The sequence below is a fragment of the Leclercia sp. UBA2479 genome (genome assembly GCF_002341985.1).
In the GTDB taxonomy this organism is placed as follows: Bacteria; Pseudomonadota; Gammaproteobacteria; order Enterobacterales; family Enterobacteriaceae; genus Enterobacter; species Enterobacter pneumoniae.
The window spans coordinates 542,950-558,905 of record NZ_DDPB01000009.1; the positions used below are offsets into that span (position 1 = coordinate 542,950).

15 protein-coding genes, 1 pseudogene and 1 other annotated feature are annotated in these 15,956 nt (G+C 55.3%); of the genes and pseudogenes, 12 read left to right on the forward strand and 4 right to left on the reverse strand.

Annotation, left to right across the window (positions count from 1 at the left end; all coding sequences use genetic code 11):
* Positions 1-41: 41 nt before the first annotated feature.
* Both B3B59_RS12270 and rnm read right to left on the reverse strand, forming a co-directional pair.
* Entirely contained in the window at positions 42-662 is a 621-nt protein-coding gene (locus B3B59_RS12270) for an L-threonylcarbamoyladenylate synthase (protein WP_040075354.1), read from the reverse strand.
* A complete protein-coding gene (gene rnm / locus B3B59_RS12275; protein ID WP_286809127.1) occupies positions 659-1,540 on the reverse strand; it encodes an RNase RNM in 882 nt (293 codons plus the stop codon). Before rnm ends, B3B59_RS12270 begins: the two co-directional genes overlap by 4 nt.
* 159 nt (positions 1,541-1,699) lie before the next feature.
* Positions 1,700-1,795, forward strand: a sequence feature (Trp leader region).
* Between the two features lie 23 nt (positions 1,796-1,818).
* On the opposite strand from rnm, the gene B3B59_RS12280 reads away from it, so the two are divergent.
* The 7 genes from B3B59_RS12280 to yedF all read left to right on the forward strand — a co-directional run bounded on the left by B3B59_RS12280 (position 1,819) and on the right by yedF (position 9,950).
* Entirely contained in the window at positions 1,819-3,381 is a 1,563-nt protein-coding gene (locus tag B3B59_RS12280) for an anthranilate synthase component 1 (protein ID WP_286809128.1), read from the forward strand.
* Positions 3,381-4,976, forward strand: coding sequence for a bifunctional anthranilate synthase glutamate amidotransferase component TrpG/anthranilate phosphoribosyltransferase TrpD (gene trpD / locus B3B59_RS12285; protein ID WP_040075349.1), 1,596 nt, complete (start codon positions 3,381-3,383; stop codon positions 4,974-4,976). Before B3B59_RS12280 ends, trpD begins: the two co-directional genes overlap by 1 nt.
* A gap of 3 nt (positions 4,977-4,979) precedes the next feature.
* Positions 4,980-6,338 (forward strand): bifunctional indole-3-glycerol-phosphate synthase TrpC/phosphoribosylanthranilate isomerase TrpF, encoded by a 1,359-nt coding sequence (gene trpCF / locus B3B59_RS12290; protein WP_286809129.1) that lies wholly within the window; start codon positions 4,980-4,982, stop codon positions 6,336-6,338.
* A gap of 10 nt (positions 6,339-6,348) precedes the next feature.
* On the forward strand, positions 6,349-7,542 hold the full coding sequence (trpB, locus tag B3B59_RS12295; RefSeq protein ID WP_040075347.1) for a tryptophan synthase subunit beta: 1,194 nt from the start codon (positions 6,349-6,351) through the stop codon (positions 7,540-7,542).
* Positions 7,542-8,348 (forward strand): tryptophan synthase subunit alpha, encoded by an 807-nt coding sequence (gene trpA, locus B3B59_RS12300; protein ID WP_040075346.1) that lies wholly within the window; start codon positions 7,542-7,544, stop codon positions 8,346-8,348. The genes trpB and trpA overlap by 1 nt, the downstream gene beginning before the upstream one ends.
* 160 nt (positions 8,349-8,508) lie before the next feature.
* Entirely contained in the window at positions 8,509-9,720 is a 1,212-nt protein-coding gene (yedE, locus tag B3B59_RS12305) for a selenium metabolism membrane protein YedE/FdhT (RefSeq protein ID WP_286809131.1), read from the forward strand.
* Complete coding sequence (gene yedF, locus B3B59_RS12310) at positions 9,717-9,950, forward strand: sulfurtransferase-like selenium metabolism protein YedF (protein WP_040075344.1); 234 nt, start codon at positions 9,717-9,719, stop codon at positions 9,948-9,950. Before yedE ends, yedF begins: the two co-directional genes overlap by 4 nt.
* A gap of 31 nt (positions 9,951-9,981) precedes the next feature.
* On the opposite strand, the gene ompW is transcribed toward yedF, so the two are convergent.
* Positions 9,982-10,614 carry an outer membrane protein OmpW gene (ompW, locus tag B3B59_RS12315; protein ID WP_263617088.1) on the reverse strand — a complete coding sequence of 211 codons (633 nt, stop codon included), beginning with the start codon at positions 10,612-10,614 and terminating at the stop codon, positions 9,982-9,984.
* A 219-nt stretch (positions 10,615-10,833) separates the two neighbouring features.
* Between ompW and B3B59_RS12320 the strand changes: the two are divergent.
* From B3B59_RS12320 to yciA, 5 genes and pseudogenes are all read left to right on the forward strand, one after another.
* Positions 10,834-10,929: pseudogene (locus B3B59_RS12320) on the forward strand (YkgJ family cysteine cluster protein); the annotation flags it as partial.
* 25 nt (positions 10,930-10,954) lie between these two features.
* Entirely contained in the window at positions 10,955-11,698 is a 744-nt protein-coding gene (locus B3B59_RS12325; RefSeq protein WP_046885205.1) for a YciC family protein, read from the forward strand.
* Between the two features lie 54 nt (positions 11,699-11,752).
* Entirely contained in the window at positions 11,753-12,292 is a 540-nt protein-coding gene (locus B3B59_RS12330; RefSeq protein ID WP_212475714.1) for a septation protein A, read from the forward strand.
* A 186-nt stretch (positions 12,293-12,478) separates the two neighbouring features.
* On the forward strand, positions 12,479-14,665 hold the full coding sequence (locus tag B3B59_RS12335) for a TonB-dependent siderophore receptor (protein WP_046885203.1): 2,187 nt from the start codon (positions 12,479-12,481) through the stop codon (positions 14,663-14,665).
* Positions 14,666-14,765: 100 nt separating this feature from the next.
* Positions 14,766-15,161 carry an acyl-CoA thioester hydrolase YciA gene (yciA, locus tag B3B59_RS12340; protein ID WP_040075340.1) on the forward strand — a complete coding sequence of 132 codons (396 nt, stop codon included), beginning with the start codon at positions 14,766-14,768 and terminating at the stop codon, positions 15,159-15,161.
* A 38-nt stretch (positions 15,162-15,199) separates the two neighbouring features.
* Here the strand turns inward: yciA and tonB are convergent, their stop codons facing one another.
* The gene (gene tonB / locus B3B59_RS12345; RefSeq protein ID WP_286809521.1) at positions 15,200-15,925 is read right to left on the reverse strand and encodes a TonB system transport protein TonB; all 726 of its coding nucleotides are present in this window, start codon (positions 15,923-15,925) and stop codon (positions 15,200-15,202) included.
* Positions 15,926-15,956 lie beyond the last annotated feature (31 nt).

Genomic DNA, 15,956 nt, shown 5'->3' on the forward strand with positions numbered 1-15,956 from the left:
ACCGCAATAATGATGGCCGCGTAGTATAGCGGCTTACATCCTTACAAGAAAGGCTTAACGTCACCCACACCTTCACGGATAACAGTTGGCCCTTCGTCGGTTAAATCGATCACCGTTGTCGGCTGTTGACCCAGGTAACCGCCGTGAATAATCAAATCCACCACTTTCTCCAGACGGTCTTTGATCTCTTCCGGGTCTGACTCGGTAAATTCGCTGCCCGGTAGCATCAGGGATGTCGAGAGCATCGGCTCGCCCAGTGTTTCAAGCAACGCCTGTGCAATGGGGTTCGACGGCACACGCATACCGATTGTTTTACGCTTCTCTTGCAGAAGACGACGGGGTACCTCTTTAGTCCCTTTCAGGATAAAGGTGTAGTTGCCCGGGGTGTTATTTTTAATCAGGCGAAACGCCACGTTGTCCACATAGGAGTAGGTGGAGAGCTCCGAGAGATCGCGACACATCAGGGTAAAATTGTGCCCGTCCGGCAGTTGGCGAATGCGGCAAATACGCTCCATCGCCCCTTTGTCTTCGATCTTGCAGCCCAGCGCGTAACCGGAGTCCGTGGGATAGACGATAACGCCGCCCTTACGCACAATCTCCACCGCCTGGTTAATCAACCGCGCCTGCGGGTTATCCGGATGGATATAGAAAAATTGACTCATACTTCCCTCTCTTTATTTGGCTCAGGCTGTTCCCAGAGCTGCCACACCGGCTCGACGCCCGCGGGTAACCACAGCTTGCGGCCCAGCTCTATCCACGGACAAGGCTGATGAAAATCGGAGCCTTGCGAGGCCAGTAAACCGAACTGTTGGGCATAAGTTGCAAGTTGTGTACGCTCATTGGGGGCTTGCTGGCACTGTGCGACTTCCATCGCATCGCCGCCCTGTTCCGCGAACCAGGCCAGCAGCCTTTTCAGCCACTTGGCGGAGAGGTTATACCGTGCCGGATGGGCCAGTACCGCCTTACCGCCAGAATGATGAATGACATCAATAGCTTGTTCTATTGTACACCACTGAGGAGGAACGTATCCGGTTTTCCCCCGCGCCAGGTATTTTTTGAAAACATCAGCGATGTTATTGGCCTTCCCCGCTTCCACCAGAAAACGGGCGAAGTGCCCCCGGGTTACTGCCCCGCCTCCCGCCAGCCGAAGCGCCCCTTCCAGGGCGCCTGGGATATGTGCTTTTTCCAGGCGTTCGGCAATCAACGCAGCCCGCTGGTTACGGCGGTTTTTTTGCTCGTCCAGAAATTCGCACATCAGCGGGTTCTCAATGTCGATATTCAGACCAACAATGTGAATCTCATGATTTTCCCAGAGAGTGGAGATCTCCACGCCTGAGATTAAGGTTAACGGCAGTTGGCTGCGGGTAATTTCCGCCCGTGCTGCCGGGATCGCCTCGGTGGTATCGTGATCGGTTATTGCCAGGGTGCCCACGCGCATCTCATGGGCGCGATGAACTAACTCTTCGGGCGTAAGCAGGCCGTCTGAGGCCTTTGTGTGGCTATGTAAATCGTAGATCACTGCGTAATTCGTGTCGCTCAAAGCGGCTCCCGTCACTATTTTCATCTCTTTGCGCTCACTATGATAACGGTATGCCGTGAATAACTGAAATCGGGGGTTGACATTCAACCATCGAACTAGTTAACTAGTACGCAAGTTCACTTTTTAAGGTATCTGCAAATGACCCTCTCTTTCTCTCAGCATGGTTGGTGGCGCACTTCCTGAATTTACGGGCAGTGTCAGACGTTTGCGTCGCGCATACAGATACCAGGCCCGCCACAGAGCGGGCTTTTTATTGAACAGAATATGAGAACACACTAATGCAAACAGCCAAACCAACCCTCGAACTGCTTACCCGGGACGCAGCCTATCGCCATAACCCAACGGCTCTGTTTCATCAGCTCTGCGGCGCCCGCGCGGCCACCCTGCTGCTGGAATCCGCCGATATCGACAGCAAAGATGATCTAAAGAGTTTGCTGCTGGTAGACAGCGCTTTGCGGATCACCGCCATGGGTGACGTTGTCACTATCCAGGCGTTATCGGCTAACGGCGCGGCATTGTTACCTTTACTGGATAGCGTCCTGCCCGCTGGCATTGAAAATGAACAACGCCCGGACGCCCGCGTTCTGCACTTCCCGCCGGTAAGCCAACTGCTGGATGAAGATGCCCGCCTCTGCTCATTATCGGTCTTTGATGCCTTCCGCATGTTGCAAAACCTGGTCAATGTGCCGGAAGACGAGCGTGAAGCGATGTTCTTTGGCGGGCTGTTTGCCTATGACCTGGTCGCCGGTTTTGAAAATCTGCCTGACGTTGAACAGGGAAATCGCTGCCCGGATTACTGCTTCTACCTCGCAGAAACCTTACTGGTGATCGACCACCAGAAGAAAAGCACCCGTATCCAGGCCAGCCTTTTTACTCCCCTGACGGCTGAAAAAGAGCGCCTCGAGCAGCGTATCGCCCAGCTACAGCAGCTGATGACGGAAGAGCCTGCTTCTCTGCCGGTGCAACGCGTTGAGCAGATGCGCTGCGAATACAGCCAGACCGACGACGAATTTGGCGTGGTCGTACGCCAGATGCAGAAAGCGATCCGCGCAGGCGAAATTTTCCAGGTGGTGCCATCCCGTCGCTTCTCGCTGCCGTGCCCTTCTCCGCTGGCAGCCTATGATGTGCTGAAGAAGAGCAACCCAAGCCCGTACATGTTCTTCATGCAGGACAACGACTTTACGTTGTTCGGCGCCTCGCCGGAAAGCTCCCTGAAATATGACGCCACCAGCCGTCAGATTGAAATCTATCCAATCGCCGGGACTCGTCCGCGGGGTCGTCGTGCGGACGGCACGCTTGATCGCGACCTGGACAGCCGTATTGAGCTGGAGATGCGTACCGATCAAAAAGAGATGTCTGAACATTTGATGCTGGTCGATCTGGCGCGTAACGACCTGGCGCGTATCTGCACGCCGGGCAGTCGCTACGTTGCGGATTTGACCAAGGTCGACCGTTACTCTTTCGTGATGCACCTGGTCTCCCGCGTGGTCGGCGAGTTGCGGAGCGATCTGGACGTGCTGCACGCCTATCGGGCCTGCATGAACATGGGCACCCTGAGCGGCGCGCCAAAAGTCCGCGCCATGCAGCTTATCGCTCAGGCAGAGGGACGACGCCGCGGTAGCTATGGCGGCGCGGTAGGTTACTTCACGGCCCATGGCGATCTGGATACCTGCATCGTCATCCGCTCCGCTTACGTTGAAGATGGTATCGCTACCGTTCAGGCTGGCGCTGGCATCGTTCTTGATTCCGTACCGCAGTCTGAAGCCGACGAAACCCGCAATAAAGCCCGCGCCGTACTGCGCGCGATTGCCACCGCACATCACGCACAGGAGATTTTCTGATGGCTGACATTCTGCTGCTCGATAATATCGACTCCTTTACTTACAACCTGGCGGATCAGCTGCGTGCCAACGGCCACAATGTGGTGATCTACCGTAATCACGTCCCGGCTCAGACCTTAATTGAGCGCCTGGCCACCATGCAGAACCCGGTGCTGATGCTCTCTCCGGGCCCGGGTGCGCCAAGCGAAGCAGGCTGTATGCCAGAACTGCTGACCCGTATGCGCGGTAAACTACCGATTATCGGTATCTGCCTCGGCCATCAGGCGATTGTGGAAGCCTACGGCGGCTACGTCGGCCAGGCGGGCGAAATTCTGCACGGCAAGGCATCCAGTATTGAACACGACGGCCAGGCGATGTTTGCCGGGCTGATGAACCCGCTGCCGGTCGCGCGTTACCACTCGCTGGTGGGCAGCAACATTCCGGCGGGGCTGACCATCAACGCCCATTTCGAGGGAATGGTGATGGCTGTTCGTCATGACGCCGACCGCGTCTGCGGCCTGCAGTTTCACCCGGAATCCATTCTGACCTCACAGGGGGCTCGGCTGCTGGAGCAGACGCTGAACTGGGCGCTGCAAAAACTGGAGCAGACGAATACCCTGCAACCTGTTCTGGAAAAACTGTACCAGGCGCAGACCCTGAGCCAGCAAGAGAGCCACCAGCTGTTCTCCGCCGTGGTACGCGGTGAGCTGAAACCCGAGCAGCTGGCAGCCGCCCTGGTGAGCATGAAAGTCCGTGGTGAAAGCCCGCAGGAGATCGCTGGCGCAGCAACCGCCCTGCTGGAAAACGCTGCGCCGTTCCCGCGTCCGGATTATCGCTTTGCCGATATCGTGGGTACCGGCGGCGACGGCAGTAACAGCATCAATATCTCCACCGCCAGCGCCTTTGTGGCTGCCGCCTGTGGTATCAAGGTGGCTAAACACGGCAACCGTAGCGTCTCCAGCCGTTCCGGTTCATCCGATCTGCTGGCCGCATTTGGCATTAACCTCGACATGAATGCTGAAAAGTCTCGCGCTGCGCTGGACGAACTGGGGGTCTGCTTCCTGTTCGCGCCGAAGTACCACACCGGTTTCCGCCATGCTATGCCGGTGCGTCAGCAGCTGAAGACCCGTACCCTGTTTAACGTGCTGGGGCCGCTGATTAACCCGGCACACCCTCCGCTGGCGCTGATTGGTGTTTACAGCCCTGAACTGGTACTGCCCATAGCTGAAACACTGCGCATGCTGGGATATCAGCGTGCAGCCGTGGTTCACAGCGGCGGCATGGACGAAGTGTCACTGCATGCCCCTACCCTGGTGGCAGAACTGAATGATGGCGAAATTAAGAGCTATCAGCTTGAGGCGAGCGATTTTGGCTTAACGCCTTACCATCAGGAGGCGCTGGCAGGCGGTACCCCGGAAGAAAACCGTGACATTCTCACCCGCCTGTTACAAGGTAAAGGTGAAGCCGCTCATGAGGCTGCCGTCGCCGCCAATGTCGCCATGCTGATGCGTCTGCACGGCGAAGAGGATCTTAAGGCGAATGCGCAAAAAGTTATCGACGTGTTGCGCTCTGGCGCAGCATACGACCGTGTGACCGCACTTGCGGCAAGAGGGTAATTCATGCAGACCGTTTTAGCGAAAATCGTTGCCGATAAGGCTATCTGGGTAGAAGCCCGTAAGGCGCAGCAGCCGCTCGCCAGCTTTCAGAACGAGGTGGTCCCCAGCAGCCGTCGATTCTACGAAGCCCTGCAGGGCGCACGGACGGCATTTATCCTGGAGTGCAAAAAAGCCTCTCCGTCCAAAGGGGTGATCCGCGACGACTTCGACCCGGCCACCATCGCCGGAATTTATAAACACCATGCGTCGGCGATTTCTGTTCTGACGGATGAGAAGTATTTCCAGGGCAGCTTTGATTTTCTGCCCGTCGTTAGCGGTATCGCGCCGCAGCCGATTTTGTGCAAAGACTTTATCATCGATCCTTATCAAATCTGGCTGGCGCGTTTCTATCAGGCCGACGCCTGCCTGTTGATGCTCTCGGTGCTGGATGACGAGCAGTATCGTCAACTGGCGGCCGTCGCCCACAGCCTTAACATGGGCGTGCTGACGGAAGTGAGTAATGAAGAGGAGCTGGAGCGCGCCATTGCGCTGGAGGCCAAAGTGGTGGGGATTAATAATCGCGATCTGCGCGATCTCTCCATCGACCTCAACCGTACTCGCCAGCTCGCGCCGCGCCTGGGTGCCGGGGTAACGGTCATCAGCGAATCGGGGATCAATACCTATGCCCAGGTGCGTGAGCTGAGCCACTTTGCCAACGGTTTTCTGATTGGCTCCGCCATGATGGAGCAGGCCGACCTGAGCGCCGCCGTGCGCCGGGTGCTGTTAGGTGAGAATAAGGTTTGCGGACTGACGCGCCCGGAAGATGCCGCTGCGGCGCATGCTGCTGGCGCGATCTATGGCGGGCTCATTTTCGTCGCCTCCTCCCCGCGGGCGGTAGATATCGCGCGCGCCCGTGACGTTATGGCCGCCGCGCCGCTGCGCTATGTTGGCGTATTCCGCGATGCCGCTATTGCCGACGTTGCCGCAACAGCCAGAGTGCTGAACCTGACCGCCGTTCAACTGCACGGCAGTGAAGATCAAGCCTATATAGACGCGCTGCGTGAATCGCTGCCCGAACAGGTCGACATCTGGAAAGCGCTGAGCGTGAGTGATGTTCTGCCCGTACGTAACCTGCAACACGTGACTAAATATGTGCTGGATAACGGCCAGGGCGGTACCGGGCAACGTTTCGACTGGTCACTGCTAACCGGCGAGAAGCTCGACAATGTTCTTCTCGCGGGCGGTTTAGGTCCGGATAACTGTGTAGAGGCCGCTAAAGCGGGCTGTGCAGGACTCGATTTCAATTCAGGCGTCGAATCGCAGCCAGGCATTAAAGATGCCAGCAAACTGGCTTCGGTGTTTAAAACGCTGCGTGCATATTAAGGAAGAGAAGATGACAACATTACTTAACCCCTATTTTGGTGAGTTCGGTGGCATGTATGTGCCACAGATCCTGATGCCCGCGCTGCGCCAGCTGGAAGAAGCCTTTGTCAGCGCGCAAAAAGATCCTGCGTTTCAGGCCGAATTTACCGACCTGCTGAAAAACTACGCCGGACGCCCGACCGCGCTGACCAAATGCCGCAACCTGACGGAAGGGACGAAGACGACCCTCTACCTGAAGCGTGAAGATCTGCTCCACGGCGGCGCGCACAAAACCAACCAGGTGCTGGGACAGGCGCTGCTGGCAAAACGGATGGGCAAAACCGAGATTATCGCTGAAACCGGTGCCGGTCAGCACGGCGTTGCCTCTGCCCTTGCCAGCGCCCTGCTCGGCCTGAAATGCCGCATCTATATGGGGGCTAAAGACGTGGAGCGCCAGTCGCCGAACGTCTTCCGGATGCGTTTAATGGGTGCGGAGGTGATTCCGGTACATAGCGGCTCCGCAACCCTGAAAGATGCCTGTAATGAAGCGCTGCGCGACTGGTCTGGCAGCTACGACACCGCCCACTACATGCTGGGCACGGCGGCGGGCCCTCACCCGTTCCCGACCATTGTGCGCGAATTCCAGCGCATGATTGGCGAAGAGACCAAAGCGCAGATCCTCGAAAAAGAGGGGCGTTTGCCGGATGCGGTCATCGCCTGCGTTGGCGGTGGATCTAACGCCATCGGCATGTTCGCCGACTTTATCGATGAAACCAGCGTCGGACTGATTGGCGTTGAACCGGCCGGGCACGGTATTGAAACCGGCGAGCACGGTGCGCCGCTGAAGCATGGCCGCGTGGGGATTTATTTCGGTATGAAGGCGCCGATGATGCAGACTGAGGAGGGGCAGATCGAAGAGTCCTACTCTATCTCTGCCGGGCTGGATTTCCCGTCCGTGGGGCCGCAGCACGCGTTCCTGAACAGTACCGGTCGTGCGGATTACGTCTCTATTACCGATGACGAAGCGCTGGAAGCTTTCAAAACGCTCTGTCGCAGCGAAGGTATTATCCCGGCACTGGAGTCCTCGCACGCGCTGGCCCATGCCCTGAAAATGATTAAGGAAAACCCGGAAAAAGAGCAGCTGCTGGTGGTTAACCTTTCCGGTCGCGGTGATAAAGATATCTTCACCGTTCACGATATTTTGAAAGCACGAGGGGAAATGTGATGGAACGTTACGATAACGTATTTGCTGAGCTCAAAGCACGCAAGGAAGGCGCATTTGTTCCCTTTGTGACCCTGGGCGATCCGTCGCCTGAACACTCTTTAAAAATTATCGACACGCTGATTGAGGCCGGTGCCGATGCGCTGGAGCTGGGGATCCCCTTCTCCGATCCGCTGGCTGATGGCCCGACCATCCAGAACGCGACTCTGCGCGCCTTTGCCGCCGGTGTCACCCCGACCCAGTGTTTTGAAATATTGGCCACCGTTCGTCAGAAATACCCGACCATTCCAATTGGCCTGCTGATGTATGCCAACCTGGTCTTTAGTCGCGGGATTGACGCGTTTTATGCCGAATGCGCTCGCGTGGGTGTGGACTCGGTACTGGTGGCAGACGTGCCGGTGGAGGAGTCTGCGCCGTTCCGTCAGGCGGCGATGCGTCATAACGTGGCGCCGATTTTTATCTGCCCGCCTAATGCCGACGACGAACTGCTGCGCCAGATTGCCTCTTATGGCCGCGGCTATACCTATCTGCTCTCTCGTGCGGGGGTAACCGGCGCAGAGAATAAAGCAGCGCTCCCTCTGCATCACCTGGTCGCAAAACTGGCCGAATATCATGCGGCACCGCCGCTGCAGGGCTTTGGCATCTCTTCACCGGACCAGGTTAAAGCGGCCATCGAGGCGAAGGCCGCAGGGGCGATCTCCGGCTCGGCGATTGTCAAAATCATCGAGAACAACCTCAACAGTCCTGACCAGATGCTCAGCGAGCTGAAAACCTTTGTTAGCAGCATGAAAGCAGCAACGCGTGGCTGATAACCTCTTCGCCGTCTGAAATTTTCAGGCGGCGTTTCGCATAAATTGATCCCGTCGAGCTTTACGGCTTTTTTCTCTTTTCAAACGCCATTCCCGGCGTATCATCCCCTCTTCTTTTACGGCTAACGCCCCTAATCCTTCTGAGTTCAGAGGTTTATCCATGTCATGGCATGACTTCAAACAGGCTTATCTTATTAAGTTCTGGTCACCTGTCCCTGCGGTTATCGCAGCGGGCATTCTCTCTACCTATTATTTCGGCATCACCGGCACCTTCTGGGCCGTGACGGGTGAATTCACCCGCTGGGGCGGGCAGTTGCTCCAGCTGGCGGGGGTTCATACCGAAGAGTGGGGATATTTCAAACTGATCCATCTTGAGGGTTCGCCTCTGACCCGCATCGACGGCATGATGATTATCGGGATGTTCGGCGGCTGCTTTGCCGCCGCACTGTGGGCCAATAACGTGAAGCTGCGTATGCCGCAAAACCGGATTCGCATTGCGCAGGCCCTCGTCGGGGGAATTATTGCCGGTTTTGGGGCTCGTCTGGCGATGGGGTGTAACCTGGCGGCCTTTTTTACCGGCATTCCACAGTTTTCGCTGCACGCATGGTTCTTCGCCCTGGCCACCGCTGTCGGCTCGTACTTCGGCGCGCGCTTCACGCTGTTACCGATGTTCCGTATCCCGGTCAAAATTCAAAAAGTGAGCGCAGCCTCGCCCCTGACGCAGAAACCGGAGAAGGCTCGACGCCGCTTCCGCATGGGGATGCTGGTCTTCTTCGGCATGCTGGCCTGGGCGCTGTGCACGGCACTGAATCAACCCAAATTAGGGCTGGCGATGCTCTTCGGCGTTGGCTTTGGGTTGTTAATTGAACGCGCGCAAATCTGCTTTACCTCCGCCTTCCGTGACATGTGGATCACCGGACGAACCATGATGGCGAAAGCCATTATTGCCGGGATGGCAGTGAGTGCTATCGGCATCTTTAGCTACGTACAACTTGGCGTCGAACCGAAAATCATGTGGGCAGGCCCGAATGCCGTGATTGGCGGTTTGCTGTTTGGTTTTGGCATCGTGCTGGCCGGCGGCTGTGAAACCGGCTGGATGTATCGTGCCGTTGAAGGCCAGGTTCACTACTGGTGGGTGGGGCTGGGTAATGTTATCGGCTCAACGTTGCTGGCCTACTACTGGGATGATCTCTCGCCTGCGCTCGCGACAAACTGGGATAAAGTCAATCTGCTGAATACCTTCGGTCCGCTGGGGGGATTACTGGCAACCTATGTGATGTTGCTGGCCGCCTTTTTACTGGTGCTGGCCCAGGAGAAACGCTTCTTTCGCCGCACGTCCCGCCAAACAGCAACCTGTAAGGAGACCGCATGAAACAGTTCATTCCTGATTATCGCCTGGACATGGTGGGTGAGCCCTGTCCGTATCCCGCCGTGGCCACGCTGGAGGCCATGCCACAGCTGAAGAAAGGCGAGATCCTGGAGGTAGTGAGCGACTGTCCGCAGTCGATCAATAATATTCCCCTTGACGCTAAAAACCATGGCTATACCGTGCTGGATATTCAGCAGGACGGGCCGACCATTCGCTATTTGATTCAGAAGTAAAGTGAGGGTGGCCTTGCGCCACCCTTTTCTCTTAGAAGCGATAACCCGCTGAGAACATAAACACCCACGGATCCAGACGGGTACTGATATTTTGTTGCTCGCCGCCCGCCTTGAATTTCACCTCAGTGTCGATATCCATGTACCAGACGGACATGTTGATCAGCCAGTCGCGGTTGATGAGGTAATCCACCCCCGCCTGTCCCGCCATACCCCAGGAGTCTTTCAGGCTCAGATCCGACAGACCGGCCTCTTTACCTTTGTCATTAAACTTTTCGTCAAAGAAGGTGGTGTAGTTCACCCCGGCGCCGATATACGGGCGAACCTTGCTACCTGCATCGCCAAAATACCACTGGGCCATCAGCGTTGGCGGAAGATGGTGAACCGTGGCGATATCGCCCATTGGCCCAAGCCCCACTTTATGACGGAACGGGGTGGCGGCCAGAAGCTCTACCCCGACATTGTCGGTGGCCATCCAGGTTAAGGTCATACCCAGTTGCGTATTGTTATTGACGTTGAAGCCGCCCATTCCCAGCACGTTGTCAGAGCCTTCCGTTGGGCGAACCGTGGCGGAGCCCGCCCGGAAGAAGAATTCCCCTGCCTCATGGGCATAAGCGCCGCCTGACAGACTGCCTAAGATAAGTGCTGCAACCACTGCCTTTTTCATATCCACTCCCTCGTTATGGTTTTAACTGCGAGGGGGAATATACCTACAAATAATTACGAAGTGATCTTACTCAGATCACATTCATTTCAGTAATTTAACATTCATTGATCTACGTTAATTTTTCCTATGGTTCGTTAAAAAGAGTATTGGTAAGCAGATCAATTTTGCCGATAGGTGCCAAATTCAAAAATGTGCGCGTCTTGAGGGGTAAAAACCTGTCATGGATTACTGATGCTTTACAAAGATATGCTTTTCCATACAAGCCTTGATGCTGCCACCGCAGAGTTATCCAGGGTACAATTGCCCGCTAATTAATACCTGCAATACTCAAGGAGAGTGCATGTCTATCACGGCGAAGTCTGTCTACCGTGACACGGGGAATTTTTTCCGCAATCAGTTCATTACTTTTTTACTGATTGCCTTGTTATGCGCATTTATCACGGTGGTACTGGGTCATGCTTTTTCGCCGAGTGAGGAGCAGATTGCCAGCCTGAGTCAGGGTGACAATCTGGCCGGTAGCGTTGGGTTGTTTGAGCTTGTACAGAATATGACGCCCGAGCAGCAGCAGATTTTACTGCGCGCGTCGGCGGCCTCTACCTTCTCTGGTCTGATTGGTAATGCCATTATGGCGGGTGGCGTGCTGCTGATGATTCAGTTGGTCACTGCCGGTCAGCGGGTGAGTGCTCTGCGCGCTATCGGGGCCAGTGCTCCGGTGTTGCCAAAACTCTTTATCCTCATCTTCTTAACGACCCTGCTGGTGCAGATGGGTATTATGCTGGTCGTGGTACCTGGCGTGCTGCTGGCCATTGTTCTGGCCTTTGCGCCGGTCATGGTGGTACAGGATAAGATGGGCATCTTTGTCGCCATGCGCAGCAGTGTGCGTCTGGCCTGGGCGAATATGCGTCTGGTGGCGCCCGCCGTGATCGGCTGGCTGCTGGCTAAAACCGCCCTTCTGCTGTTTGCCCCCAATTTTGCTGTATTAACACCTAATGTGGGCGCCGTTGTTGCCAACACGCTGAGCAACCTGATCTCCGCGATTTTGCTGGTATACCTGTTCCGTCTGTACACGCTGATTCGCCAGTAACCTCCCTGACGGCCTGGGTCATGCTCAGGCTGTCGCAGATAATGGAATCGAAGAATGAAGCAGTTTCTTGATTTTTTACCGCTGATTGTCTTTTTTGCGTTCTATAAGCTCTACGACATCTATGCCGCTACCACGGCGTTGATTGTTGCTACCGCTGTTGTGCTTATCTACAGTTGGGTGCGCTATCGCAAAGTAGAGAAGATGGCACTCATCACTTTCATCCTGGTCGCCGTGTTTGGTGGTCTGACGGTCTTCTTCCATAACGACGAGTTTATTAAATGGAAGGTGACGGTCATTTACGGTCTGTTCGCTGGCGCACTGCTGGTTAGCCAGTTTGTCATGAAGAAGCCGCTGATCCAGCGCATGCTGGGTAAAGAACTGGCGCTGCCGCAGGAGGTCTGGTCACGCCTGAATATCGCCTGGGCGGTGTTCTTTATTCTTTGTGGGCTGGCGAATATCTATATCGCTTTCTGGCTGCCGCAAAATATCTGGGTGAACTTTAAAGTCTTTGGTCTTACCGCGCTGACGCTGATTTTTACGCTGTTGAGCGGTGTCTATATTTATCGCCATATGCCGCAAGACGACAAACAGTAATTTCTATACCGGGCTGCCTACCAGCCCGGCCTTTCTCCCCCTGTCACAAATCTCCTTGATACTCCCTGGTTCAGTTCAAAAATGGCTGAATCTTGAGGAAATTATGAAGATTGCCCTCACGACTTGTAATGAGAATGATTGTCATTATTATTCTTCATCGCATTTTTAACAAATGGACATGTGTTGATGAAGATAAAAACAATTCCCGTCTTTGCCCCTCTGGCATTAGCCATTACCGCAGCATTAAGTCACTACGCTCAGGCAGCCGACGACATCATTAACGATGGTGAAACTCTGGTCGTGCAGGCGACTGCAGAAGAGGCGCTTAAGCAGCAACCAGGCGTATCAATCATTACTGCAGACGATATAGCCAAAGAGCCACCGGTAAACGATCTCTCTGAAATTATCCGTAAGATGCCCGGCGTTAATCTAACCGGTAACAGTGCCAGCGGCAGTCGTGGTAACAACCGCCAGATCGATATTCGCGGGATGGGCCCGGAAAATACCCTGATCCTGATTGATGGCGTCCCTGTCACCTCCCGCAACGCGGTACGCTATAGCTGGCGCGGTGAGCGCGATACCCGTGGCGATACTAACTGGGTGCCCGCAGAAATGGTGGAACGCATCGAGGTGCTGCGTGGCCCTGCTGCGGCGCGGTATGGTTCTGGTGCCGCAGGGGGGGTGGTTAACATCATCACTAAACGACCCACTAACGACTGGCACGGCTCGCTGTCTCTCTTCACTAACCAGCCCGAAAACGACAAAGAAGGGGCGACCAAAAGGGCCAACTTCAATCTTAGCGGCCCACTGGCGGGCGATGCCCTGACCATGCGCCTGTATGGCAACATCAACAAGACCGATGCTGACGCCGCGGACATCAATACCGCGCAGAATGGCTCTTACGCCGCGGGGCGTGAAGGGGTGCGTAACAAAGACATTAACGCCCTGCTCTCGTGGAAAGTTACCCCACAGCAGATCATCGATTTTGATTACAGCTACAGCCGCCAGGGGAATATTTACGCTGGCGATACGCAGTACAGCAACAGTAATGTTAGTCCCGGCGGGCTGGTTGATTCGCTCTATGGCGATGAAACCAACCGGATGTATCGGCAAAGCTGGGGATTAACCCATAACGGCATCTGGGACTGGGGCCAGTCGAAGCTCGCGTTGAATTATGAAAAAACCAATAATACCCGTCTGGGAGAAGGTTCCACCGGCAAAGTTGAGGGGATGATCAACAGCGATAAGTACAACACCAGCCGTCTGGAGTCTTACCGCGCGAGCGGCGAGCTGAACGTGCCATTGTACTGGCTGGTAGACCAGACCCTGACGCTGGGTGCGGAGTGGAACCGTGATGAGCTGAATGATCCGGCCTCCATGCAGGCCACCAACAATGCGGGCGTGGTGATTGGCGGCGTTACAGGTGATGCCTCAGGCCGCAGCAGTAAAAACAGTGCGGACCTTACAGGACTCTACCTTGAAGACAACATCGAAGCCCGTCCTGGCACCAACCTGATCCCCGGCTTGCGTTTCGATTACCACAACGAGTTTGGCAGCAACTGGAGCCCAAGCCTGAACATGCAGCAGGAGCTGGGCGACATGTTAAAACTGAAAGCAGGTATTGCGAGGGTCTTCAAAGCGCCGAACCTGTATCAGTCCAGCGAGGGGTATCTGCTCTCAACGCGCGGTAATGGTTGCCCGGTGAACGTCACTTCCGGCAGCTGCTACCTGCTGGGTAACCCTGACCTGGACCCGGAGATCAGCATCAATAAAGAGATGGGTCTCGAGTTTAACCACAACGGCTATGATGTCGGGATAACCTGGTTCCGAAATGATTATAAAAATAAAATCGTATCGGGAACTGAGGTGTTGGGTCATGCCTCGAACGGCAATAACATTCTTCAATGGCAAAACGGCGGCAAGGCGGTAGTTGAAGGGCTGGAGGGCAACTTGCTGGTGCCGCTCATCGCCGATACGCTGAGCTGGCGTACCAATGCAACCTATATGATTAAATCTGAGGATAAAAAGACCGGCAACCCGCTGTCGATTATCCCGAAATATACAATCAACTCCATGATCGACTGGCAGGTGAACAGTAAGCTAACGGCTAACGTGAGTTGGACCCAGTATGGGCGCCAGAAACCGCGCGACAATGCGGAGATCCGCAACGAAGCGAATGCCATGTCGAATAAAGAGATCGGTGCTTATTCTATTGTTGGCATTAGCGGTAATTATCAGCTGACGAAAAACCTGCGCCTGAATGCAGGAATCAATAATGTCTTCGATAAGCAGATTTACCGTGAGAACGACGGCGCCTCTACCTACAACGAACCAGGACGCGCTTATTTTGCAGGCGTGACCATGTCCTTCTAACTTTTGAGCGCCCGCATCGCGGGCGTTTTCTTCTATTCTCCTCTGCTGGAAATCATAGTAGCATCCCGCCTGAAGTCCTCCGTAATGAGTAGAGTACATAATGACAACAACGAACGCCCCACAGGGCGAACTGGTTTTACGCACACTTGCCATGCCCGCAGATACCAATGCGAATGGCGATATTTTTGGCGGCTGGCTGATGTCGCAGATGGATATGGGTGGCGCAATTCTCGCGAAAGAGATTGCCCATGGCCGCGTGGTGACGGTCAGAGTCGACGGCATGACCTTTCTGCGCCCGGTTGCCGTCGGTGACGTGGTGTGCTGTTACGCGCGCTGCGTGAAGAGGGGTAATACCTCGGTGTCGATCAATATTGAAGTGTGGGTGAAGAAAGTCTCTTCCGAGCCAATTGGTCAGCGTTATAAAGCGACCGAGGCGCTGTTTATTTATGTGGCCGTAGACAACGACGGTAAACCGCGTCCTTTGCCCAAGATCTAACGAACAGACAAAAAAAAGCCTCCTTACGGAGGCTTTTTTTATTCCATCGTCGCACCGCCGTTCAGGCGGAAGACAATATTGACAATTAAACCGCTGCCCGGTTTGCCCGCTTCGTAACGCCATTTGCGCATCGCGTTTTTCACTTCGCGCTCGAACATATTTGATGGCTGGGCGGAAAGCACCTGCACATTTTCAACGCGCCCGTCAGGCGTAACGTCGAATTTCACGCGAACGCGGCCTTCAATACGCAACGCCTGTGCGCGTGCCGGATATTGCGGCTGATTACGGCTCAAAGCGCGCGGCCCTGAAGGCGCAGTCACTACCGGCTTCGCGGTGCTCGGCGTGTTACTGACTAACGGACGCGATGGGGCCGTATTCTGCAACGGTGCGGTACGTGGCTCAAACGGACGTTCTTCACGTTTCGGACGCTCTTCGACCTTCTTCACCGGTTTCGGCTTTGGCTTCGGCTTGGGTTTAGGCTTCGGCTCGGGTTTATGGATCACCACCGGTGCTTCTTTAGGTGGCTCCGGAATGGGTTCCGGTTCGGGTTCTGGCTCAACAACAGGTTCCGGTGGCGGGGGCGCAGCCTGGACAGGCTCCAGCTCTGCAGGCGTAACCATGGTCACGGAAATAGGCTGCGCAGGCGCTGGCATTTCAATAACCTGATGTACCGATGTGTATAGCAGACCCGCCACGACGGCTCCATGAATACCGACTGACAGCAATGTCGGCCAGGGAAAGCGGCGAGGTAAATCAAGGGTCATTGAAGTCATAATCGTTTCAGTTAAAAAACCA

Bases quoted from the DNA above. Each gene is read 5' to 3' on its own strand.
- yedF (WP_040075344.1), top strand. From the start codon at position 9,717: ATGAAACAGTTCATTCCTGATTATCGCCTGGACATGGTGGGTGAGCCC.
- B3B59_RS12280 (WP_286809128.1), top strand. From the start codon at position 1,819: ATGCAAACAGCCAAACCAACCCTCGAACTGCTTACCCGGGACGCAGCC.
- ompW (WP_263617088.1), bottom strand. From the start codon at position 10,614: ATGAAAAAGGCAGTGGTTGCAGCACTTATCTTAGGCAGTCTGTCAGGC.
- trpB (WP_040075347.1), top strand. From the start codon at position 6,349: ATGACAACATTACTTAACCCCTATTTTGGTGAGTTCGGTGGCATGTAT.
- yciA (WP_040075340.1), top strand. From the start codon at position 14,766: ATGACAACAACGAACGCCCCACAGGGCGAACTGGTTTTACGCACACTT.
- trpD (WP_040075349.1), top strand. From the start codon at position 3,381: ATGGCTGACATTCTGCTGCTCGATAATATCGACTCCTTTACTTACAAC.
- B3B59_RS12325 (WP_046885205.1), top strand. From the start codon at position 10,955: ATGTCTATCACGGCGAAGTCTGTCTACCGTGACACGGGGAATTTTTTC.
- B3B59_RS12330 (WP_212475714.1), top strand. From the start codon at position 11,753: ATGAAGCAGTTTCTTGATTTTTTACCGCTGATTGTCTTTTTTGCGTTC.
- trpCF (WP_286809129.1), top strand. From the start codon at position 4,980: ATGCAGACCGTTTTAGCGAAAATCGTTGCCGATAAGGCTATCTGGGTA.
- yedE (WP_286809131.1), top strand. From the start codon at position 8,509: ATGTCATGGCATGACTTCAAACAGGCTTATCTTATTAAGTTCTGGTCA.
- trpA (WP_040075346.1), top strand. From the start codon at position 7,542: ATGGAACGTTACGATAACGTATTTGCTGAGCTCAAAGCACGCAAGGAA.
- B3B59_RS12335 (WP_046885203.1), top strand. From the start codon at position 12,479: ATGAAGATAAAAACAATTCCCGTCTTTGCCCCTCTGGCATTAGCCATT.
- B3B59_RS12270 (WP_040075354.1), bottom strand. From the start codon at position 662: ATGAGTCAATTTTTCTATATCCATCCGGATAACCCGCAGGCGCGGTTG.
- tonB (WP_286809521.1), bottom strand. From the start codon at position 15,925: ATGACCCTTGATTTACCTCGCCGCTTTCCCTGGCCGACATTGCTGTCA.